The following is an 8,475-nucleotide window of genomic DNA, read 5'->3' on the forward strand; positions in this document are numbered from 1 at the left end:
ACGAGAAGTGCTTTATCGCCCAGTCGGTGAAGAGTGAAGTGTTGATCGAGCCGAGGGGATGAATTTGTAGGAGCACCGCTTGAGGTGCGAACCGCGGCGTGGCACCAATCAGCCAGATTCGCCCTTACACTGAGAAAACTTGGCACGCTCTGAAATTCCTGATCGCCCTACGGTCGATTTCCGCGCAAGCGCGGTTCGCACCTCAAGAGGTGCTCCTACAGCGGCTTCGTAGAAATGACGGGGCCAGGAAATTTTTAGCCTTTTCCCTATCCCACCGAGCGTAGCTCGTCCCTATTTCCGCTCGTAGACCACGAAGGAATAATCGTAGGGATTCGGCCCTTCTGCGGGAAAATCTTCCCGGCCAATCTCTTTCCATTCGGAGGTGTCGTACTCCGGGAACCAGGTATCGCCGTCGACCTCCGCATGCACTTCGGTGAGATAGAGTCGGTCCGTTTTCGGCAGGGCCAGCGCATAAATCTCTGAGCCCCCCATCACCACTGCCTCGTCCTGCCCTTCGATGAAGGCCACGTTTTCCGCCATGGTCACCGCCTCTTCCAGCGTCGCCACCACCTTGGCGCCTTCTGCCTGAAAATCCGGCTGGCGGGTGATGACGATATTGGTGCGGCCGGGTAACGGCTTGCCCAGAGAATCCCAGGTTTTGCGGCCCATGATCACTGGCTTGCCAAAGGTGACCTGCTTGAAGTACTTCAGGTCGTTGGGCAAATACCAGGGCAGCTTGTTATTGCGGCCGATCACATTATTGCTGGCCTTGGCGACCATCAGGGAAAGACGAATGGACATAGTAAAATCTGCAGTCGGACGTCTGACGTCGGAAGTCGGACGCAAAGGTTTAGTCATCTGACGTCAGACACCCGACGCCAGACTTGTCTCAAATCGCCACCGGCGCCTTGATATGGGCGTGGGGCTCGTAATCGCTCAAGGTGAAATCGTCAAAGGTAAAAGCGAACAGGTCTTTTACCTCCGGGTTCAACGTCATGGTGGGCAGCGGACGCGGATCCCGGGCCAGCTGGGTATCTGCCTGCTCCAGATGATTGGAATACAGGTGCGCATCACCCAGGGTATGCACGAAATCGCCAGGCTCCAGACCACAGACCTGCGCCATCATCAACGTCAGCAACGCATAGGAAGCGATATTGAACGGCACGCCCAGAAAGATATCGCCGCTGCGCTGGTACAGCTGACAGCTTAACTTGCCGTCCGCCACATAAAACTGGAACAGACAATGACACGGCGGCAGCGCCTGCTTGCCGGCGGCGGCATTGGCATCCGGGGAAATGGACGGGTCCGGCAGAACCGCCGGATTCCAGGCACTGACCACCAGGCGGCGGGAATCCGGGTTGCGCTTGATCTCCGCCAGCACCTCGCTGATCTGGTCAATCACCTGGCCGTCGTGGGTTTTCCAGCTGCGCCACTGCTCACCATACACCGGGCCCAGCTCGCCGTCCGGCGTCGCCCAGCCATCCCAGATCGACACCCCGTTTTCCTTCAGATAACGGATATTGGTGTCACCGGAGAGAAACCAAAGCAGCTCGTGAATGATGGAGCGAAGGTGCAGCTTCTTGGTGGTGACCATGGGAAAACCTTCACTCAGATCAAAACGCATCTGGTGACCGAACACCGCATAGGTACCGGTACCGGTACGGTCTTCCTTGAAGGTGCCATGCTCACGCACGTGGCGCAGCAGATCGAGATATTGCTTCATGAACGACTCCGGGAAGGGGTAACGGCACGATCATCATGGCGGTAGGCCCACACCATCATGGCGGCACCGAGAATGATCATAGGGATGCTCAACAACATCCCCATGGTCAGCCAGCCACCGCTCAGGTAACCAAGGTGAGCATCCGGTTCACGGAAAAATTCTACAAAAGTTCGGCCCAAACCATAACCAACCCCGAACAGCCCGGTCACCGCCCCGGCCGGCCGGGGCTTGGCCGAATAGAACCACAGCACGAGAAACAGCAGCACCCCTTCCAGGGCAAACTCGTACAGCTGGGAAGGGTGCCGAGGCAGGCGATCCGGATCCGTGGGGAACACCATGGCCCAGGGCGCATCACTGGTGCGGCCCCACAGCTCTGCATTGATGAAATTACCCAGTCGACCGGTGGCCAGACCGATCGGCACCATGGGTACCATGAAATCCGCCACCTGGAAAAACCGCTTGTTGGTCTTGCGTCCGAACAGCCAGAACGCCACCAGTACGCCGATGGCGCCACCGTGGAAGCTCATGCCGCCGTCCCACAGCTTGAATAGCCAGATCGGATCATCCAGAAACTTGCCGAAGTTATAGAACAGCACATAACCCAACCGGCCACCCAGGATCACCCCCATGGCGCCGTAGAAGACCAGATCGCCCACCTGGTCCTTGGTCCAGCCCGAGTTCGGTTGCTTGGCGCGATACACCCCCAGCAACCAGGCGGCGGCAAAGCCGATCATGTACATCAGGCCGTACCAGTGCACCTTGAGGGGACCAATGGCAATCGCCACCGGATCAATCTGCGGAAATTCCATAATGCCTATCCCAAAACCAGCCTGAGGCCGATGACAAACAACACCACTGCGAACACCTTTTTCAGCATGGCTGAAGGCAGCCGGTGGCTGAGTCGCGCCGCCAGTCGCGCGAACGGAAAACTGGTGAGCACTATACCGGCTGTTGCCGGCAAAAACACATAGCCCAGCGCCCCTTCAGGGAGGCGGGTTTCCTGCCAGCCGGCCACCGCAAAACCCAGGGTGCCGGCAATGGCGATAGGCAGACCACAGGCGGACGCGATGGCCACCGCTTCCTGCATTCTCAACCGGCACCAGCTCAGGAACGGCACCGTCAACGAGCCGCCGCCAATACCGAAAATGGCAGAGCCGGTACCGATCAGCACCCCAGCCACACCCAGCCCCGCGGCGCCGGGCACCCGTTCCGGCAGGTTGCCGTCCGGCGCCTTGCGGCCCGTCAGCGCCATCTGCAAGGCAATCACCATGGCAAAGAGACCGAACAACCGGGTCAGCAGTTCCCCTTTCATGGCATCAGCGATAAAGGCCCCGGCGAAGGCCCCCAACACAATCCCCACGCCCAGCCGCAACACCACCGGCCAGCGCACAAAGCCCGCCTTGTGATGGGTCCGCACCGCGCTGATAGAGGTAATCATGATCGTGCTCAGGGAGGTGGCCACCGCCATCTTCGCCACCAGATCAGCGGGAAAACCGAGCCCGTGAAAGAGAAAGATCAGGGCCGGCACAATCACCACGCCACCGCCCAGGCCCAGCGCCCCGGCCAGCAGACCGGCGCCCACACCCACACCCAGGCAAATCAGAAACAGTTCCCACATTGGCCGGCCCTTATGCCAATCACTCGCAAGGCAGGTATGCTAGCACGGTGTAACGCAGCACGCTGAATGCGTCACGCTGCACGAAAACAACGGGAACACCCCCCTATGTGCATCGTACTTTTTGACTGGCAACCGGATTCTCTCACCCCACTGCGGATGGCTGCCAACCGGGATGAATTCCACGCCCGCCCCGCCGAGCCCGCCCGCTGGCGTGGCGATATCTTCTGTGGCCTGGACCTGACCGCCGGCGGCACCTGGCTGGGCATCCACCGCAACGGCCGTGTCGCCGTGGTCACCAACTACCGCGAGCCCATCGCCGACCGGCAAAGCGGCGAACGCTCCCGGGGGCTGCTGCCTCTGGCATTCCTGGAAGGCAGCAGCTCCCCGGAACAGTTCTGCCGGGAACTGGCCGAAGAACAACACCACTACGGCGCCTTCAACCTGCTGGTTGGCTCCGTCAACACAAATAACACCGGGAACAGTCTCTGGTACCTGGGCAACCGCGGCGCCGCCCCGCAAGCGGTCACCCCCGGCATTCACGGCCTGTGCAACGGCCTGCTGGACGATCCCTGGCCCAAGGTACAACGCGCCAAAAAACGCCTGGCCAACGCCATCGCCGCTGGCAGCAGTCCGGAACAGCTTATGGGGGTAGTCAACGATCACTACCAACCCCCGGACAGCGAACTTCCCGATACCGGCGTCGGCCTGGATCTGGAACGACTGGTAGCACCGATCTTTATCCAGTCCCCCACCTACGGCACCCGTGCCAGCAGCGTGGTCGAGCTGCACCGCGACAGCGGCCCGATCATGCTGGAACAGGGCTGGCTGCCGGACGGCAGTGCCAACGGGAGCATCCAACGTAGCTGAATTGCGTTAAACGGCTCTCACTGTCGACAACTGTCAGCGATTTCCTACAGATCTCCACTGGGCGGCCTGTTAGCGTTCCCTGCTTTGATCCGGCAAGGAAGCAGGAGAGGCTCATGGTCACGTCATCATTACGGGCAGCGGACCGGTTGCCCGGCACATCATCCCCTTACATCGCCACCATCATTTGCCAGGATGGCGCCCTTCTGGTCACCACCCCGACTCACGACAATCCGCAGCCGGTCCGTCACGTCGCCGAAACCATCACAACTCTGCAAGAAGGTGACCGGGTACTTTGCCTGCTTGATGACACTATCGGGGTAGTGGTCACAGACCGCATCGTTCCCCTGGCGGATAGCCACCCGGGCGCGGATCTGGTCACCGAACTGGACAATGGCCAGCTCCTCTTCGATGCCCCCAAAGGCCTGATACTGCGTACCGGCGACGCCCAGATAGAGCTGCGTCCGGATGGCACCCTGCTACTTGATGGGCGGGAAATCCACGCCATTGCTGACGGCATCAACCGCCTGCTTGGCGCCCGAATCGAACTCAACTGACCGCTCATGCCCGCAGCCATCCGCCTCAGCCACTACGCGCTCAACGCCCCCACCGGTACTCACCCGGCCGGGGTCTATTGGGCCTGCCAGGCCGGCATACCGGCGTATCAGGCAGACAGAAACCTGTGCATACCAGACCCCAACAGCGGCAACCCCGACCCGGTCATGCTGGGGCGAATCCCCTCTGAGCACGACGAGGCTCCGTTCAACCCCCAGCGCCTGATCCCGGCCCTGGATTCCCTGCTGGACGAAAATGGCCCAGCCCTGACGGACAGCCGGATACTGCTTTGCCTGCCGGCGCCGGACCGGGCACGTTATGAGCGCCTACAGCAGTCCCTCCTCCCCTGGCTACACAATCGGCTGGCAGAAGTATGCGCTGCCGGCGAAATACGGGTGACCTGCCCCCGCACCCTGCCCGAAGCACTGGTGGAAGAATGGCAACACCTGCAGCAAGGGAACCTCACCGCGCTCACCCTGCTCGGGCTCGACAGTCTGCTTAATGAGGAAACCCTGAACGAACGGCAACCCACTAACGACGTACGCACCCATAGCTGGAGCCACGGCCGGATCCTCTCGGAGGCCATCGCCCTGGTGAGATTCGAAGCAAGCGACACCCTGCAACCCGGCGACATTACCTGCACCGGCCTTGGCAGCTCGGCTGCCGCAACGGATCACCCCCATCAACAGGGCCAGGCCCTGGCCACCGCCGCCCGGCAGGCTGCGGCCAATGACACCGTTGCCCGTCCTGATCGGCTGGTACTGGCGCGCGCACAAACCCGCGACCATGAACTCAGCTGGCACTCTACCCAGACAAGCCTGTGGCCAGTGCGTCTCTCCAACCGTGACAACCTGGCCATGCGCAAAGGGGAAAAAGAAGCACCGCAACCGACCCTGCCAGCGCCACTGCATATCCTGCGCCCGGCACTCACCATCGGCGATAGTGGCGCAGCCACCTTGCCAATTGGCCTGATCACCGCCTGTGAAGCGCTGCGCTTTCGCATCTGCCCGGCGGATACCGCCCTGGTGCTGGACAGCCCCGATGGCCCGCAACACCTGGCCATGCAACTGCATCATCAACGACAAGACATCGCACAACACCCCGGTTCAATGGAAGGAACCCGCCATGAGTAATATCCTGATCAACGGCCTCACCGCTGTTCACGCCGGCTCCGGTGGCACCCTTGTCACCATGGATATCTGCAAGACGCCGCCTTTCTGTCAGCCCATTCCCTACAACAACGTGGCCATGAGTACTGATGCCGCTGGCACCGCCAGCTCCGTGCTGGTCAACGGCAATCCGGTTTGCCATGTGGCGTCAACCTTCGCCAAAAGCAGCGGCGACATGGCGGGAACCTGCGGCGGGATCCTGTCCGGCACCATTGCCGGGCAGGCGGAATTTCTCACCTTCTCCCCCAACGTCTTCGTGGAAGGCCAGCCCGCCGTGCGCCAGAGCGACATGATGGTGTCCAACATGCGCAACACCGCACCCGCCCCGCTCCAGCAGGCCGGCGCCGGATTGCCCCAGGGCCTCACGGCGGAAGAAACCGAAGAACAAACCATCGCACCGACCCATCGTCTTGACGTGGACAACAAGGCTCCCGCCCAGCCCCGTCGTCGCCACTTCGTACGCCTGCGCCGGAGGGTGAAATGAACGCCCAAACCCGCTTCCTGGCCGACAATGAAACCGTCGGCAACAGAACCATCGCCTCTTTCTACGTCAACGGAGAAGACGCCTCGGAACTGTTCCTGGAATTCAACGACAACCGCACCCGCTACCCTGACGCGGTCGCAAAAGGCCTGAAAGAAAGCGGCTATCTGAGCAAAGACAGCGACAACCTGTATCTGGTGCCACTGGGTCAGGGGCTGCCTGTAGTCCGGGACGACACCAGCACAGACGCCCTCACCGCCCTCGGCCACATCAAACCCGTGCGCTTTGCGGATCCGGAAGGCCTGCATCTTGCCCCCCTTCGCGACAACGGCAGACTGTATATTTTTGTCGGTGGCTACCTGTGGCGGGAACTGGTGGTCAGCGATGACGGCAACACCTTCCGCGACATCAACCTGGCCAAGTACCAGGGCTGCGACCAGCGCCCACCGGACGACGGCATGGAAACCGAAATCGGCGCCATCACCGTCCCCCACCGCCTCAATGGCGGCCCGGTACTACTGCAAATCGCCTTCTCGGAAATCCCCTGGAGCTGGGCCCTGATCGAAATCCTCGGCGGCCTGGCCGATGAAGACCCCCGTTACCTGCGCGACTTGCCGGAACACGCCCCCTACCGGTGGCATCGCGACAACGTGGACCACGCCCTGCGCCTGCAGCGGACCACGCTGTTAAATGTGAATAGTTTCGATGGCCAGGGCTCGCCGGACACCCTCAAACAAACGGCCCTGATCGGTGCCTGGCAAGCCAACAACCACTACAACCAGCCCGACGAAAACGGGCTGCTGGCCCTGCCCCAATTGAGCCGCGCAGATATTCAGGACAACCTGCCGGTGGCGGCCCTGCAGGACCCGCTGGGGATTGCCAACAACATGGTGGGCCTGATCCAGCTACATACCGAGGAGCTGAAAAGCCACCTGGCATCCATAGAAGGTGATCCAGATCTTCCCGACCTGGCAGACGCAGATCCAAACTCCTGCATCAACCCCAACGCCATCGACAAGGAAGAGCACGGCAAGAGTGCCCTCTATGCCTACCAGTTACTCTTCAATGAAGAACTTCATGAATGGAGCCAAACCAGGCGAGGTCGAAGATACGACGATAAAAGCCCACACGCCCGCAACCTTCGCGCGGCAGCCTCACGCATCGATCGCGGCGAACTGGAAAAGATTCTTCGCGTTGAAGAGCGCCGCGAACTGCGCCAACACATCCGCAGCCTGCGCCAGGCACTGGTCCACTGGCTGGAGGGAAACCTTGCCGATGGCAGCCCGGCTAACAGCGATCAGCCACTACTGGTCAGTTGTCCACAGGCCCTCCTGGACCTTGCCTGGCTACCCGTTCCCGACCAGAACCAGCACCTCCAAGTGGCCGACTGGGACAGCCCACACACCACGCCGGACTACAGTGTCCTCTGGGCCAGCATCAACGGTATCCTCAGCGGTGCAGGTCCGGATCCGTCAGTCATCGACAGCAACTACGACGCTAACCCGGACCCGGATTATCAGCCGGACAACGATCCTATCCAGACCTGGCTCGCGTCTCTTCTTGCAGAGCGACACCCTCTGCATAGTGCGCTCTTCCCAAGCCCAGGACAGATCCCTCTGGAGCAAGACTACCAACCGGACACCCGTGAAGAAAACATCTTTTCCCCACCACAGGGTAGCAACTTTCGGGCCTCCGCCTTTGCCGCTTTGTTCTCCGGAGAAGAGGAAAGCCATGACGATGACTTGAGTGCCTTCGATTATCTGAAAAAGGTGAGAGCCCAGGCCAGCACCACCCTGGCCTGCCTGCTTTTTCACTTCCAGCAGCAGTGGCAGAAAGCCTTAGAGCAAAAGAGTACCGAGCAGGTAGACATGCTCATAAGGCTGACCAAAGCCAGCGGAGAAAAGGATCTACGCGGTCTGCGACTGGTAAAGGAAGGGCAAACTATCCCCGAAGGCAAAATCATTATTGAGGCAGAGGCCACCTTCAACGGCCTGAAACGCCAGGAACGTCGCAGCATTGTCCGCCAGGGTGGCCTGGATGCGCCCGGCAGAGTCGCTCTGTTTGA

The 8,475-nt window shown here is 60.8% G+C and carries 9 protein-coding genes; 5 read left to right on the forward strand and 4 right to left on the reverse strand.

Translation table 11 applies throughout. The annotated features are described in order from the left end of the window. Positions 1-291 precede the first annotated feature (291 nt). The 4 genes from HUJ17_RS06385 to HUJ17_RS06400 form a co-directional block, all read right to left on the reverse strand. Positions 292-801 (reverse strand): dihydrofolate reductase, encoded by a 510-nt coding sequence (locus tag HUJ17_RS06385; protein WP_290509903.1) that lies wholly within the window; start codon positions 799-801, stop codon positions 292-294. 88 nt (positions 802-889) lie between these two features. Then, positions 890-1,723, reverse strand: a complete 834-nt coding sequence (locus HUJ17_RS06390) for a thymidylate synthase (RefSeq protein ID WP_290509904.1) — start codon at positions 1,721-1,723, stop codon at positions 890-892. Then, a complete protein-coding gene (gene lgt, locus HUJ17_RS06395; protein ID WP_290509905.1) occupies positions 1,720-2,532 on the reverse strand; it encodes a prolipoprotein diacylglyceryl transferase in 813 nt (270 codons plus the stop codon). The genes HUJ17_RS06390 and lgt overlap by 4 nt, the downstream gene beginning before the upstream one ends. A gap of 5 nt (positions 2,533-2,537) precedes the next feature. Beyond that, on the reverse strand, positions 2,538-3,341 hold the full coding sequence (locus HUJ17_RS06400) for a sulfite exporter TauE/SafE family protein (RefSeq protein ID WP_290509906.1): 804 nt from the start codon (positions 3,339-3,341) through the stop codon (positions 2,538-2,540). Positions 3,342-3,446: 105 nt separating this feature from the next. On the opposite strand from HUJ17_RS06400, the gene HUJ17_RS06405 reads away from it, so the two are divergent. The 5 genes from HUJ17_RS06405 to HUJ17_RS06425 all read left to right on the forward strand — a co-directional run. Beyond that, a complete protein-coding gene (locus HUJ17_RS06405; protein ID WP_290509907.1) occupies positions 3,447-4,208 on the forward strand; it encodes an NRDE family protein in 762 nt (253 codons plus the stop codon). Between the two features lie 113 nt (positions 4,209-4,321). Beyond that, positions 4,322-4,762 (forward strand): hypothetical protein, encoded by a 441-nt coding sequence (locus HUJ17_RS06410; protein ID WP_290509908.1) that lies wholly within the window; start codon positions 4,322-4,324, stop codon positions 4,760-4,762. A 6-nt stretch (positions 4,763-4,768) separates the two neighbouring features. Beyond that, complete coding sequence (locus HUJ17_RS06415) at positions 4,769-5,893, forward strand: hypothetical protein (protein WP_290509909.1); 1,125 nt, start codon at positions 4,769-4,771, stop codon at positions 5,891-5,893. Next, a complete protein-coding gene (locus HUJ17_RS06420; RefSeq protein WP_290509910.1) occupies positions 5,886-6,413 on the forward strand; it encodes a DUF4150 domain-containing protein in 528 nt (175 codons plus the stop codon). Before HUJ17_RS06415 ends, HUJ17_RS06420 begins: the two co-directional genes overlap by 8 nt. Next, on the forward strand, positions 6,410-8,475 hold a 2,066-nt coding region (locus HUJ17_RS06425; protein WP_290509911.1), incomplete at its 3' end, for a hypothetical protein. The genes HUJ17_RS06420 and HUJ17_RS06425, both read left to right, overlap by 4 nt.

Origin of the sequence: Alcanivorax sp. (genome assembly GCF_014762765.1) — a bacterium.
GTDB lineage: Bacteria > Pseudomonadota > Gammaproteobacteria > Pseudomonadales > Alcanivoracaceae > Alcanivorax.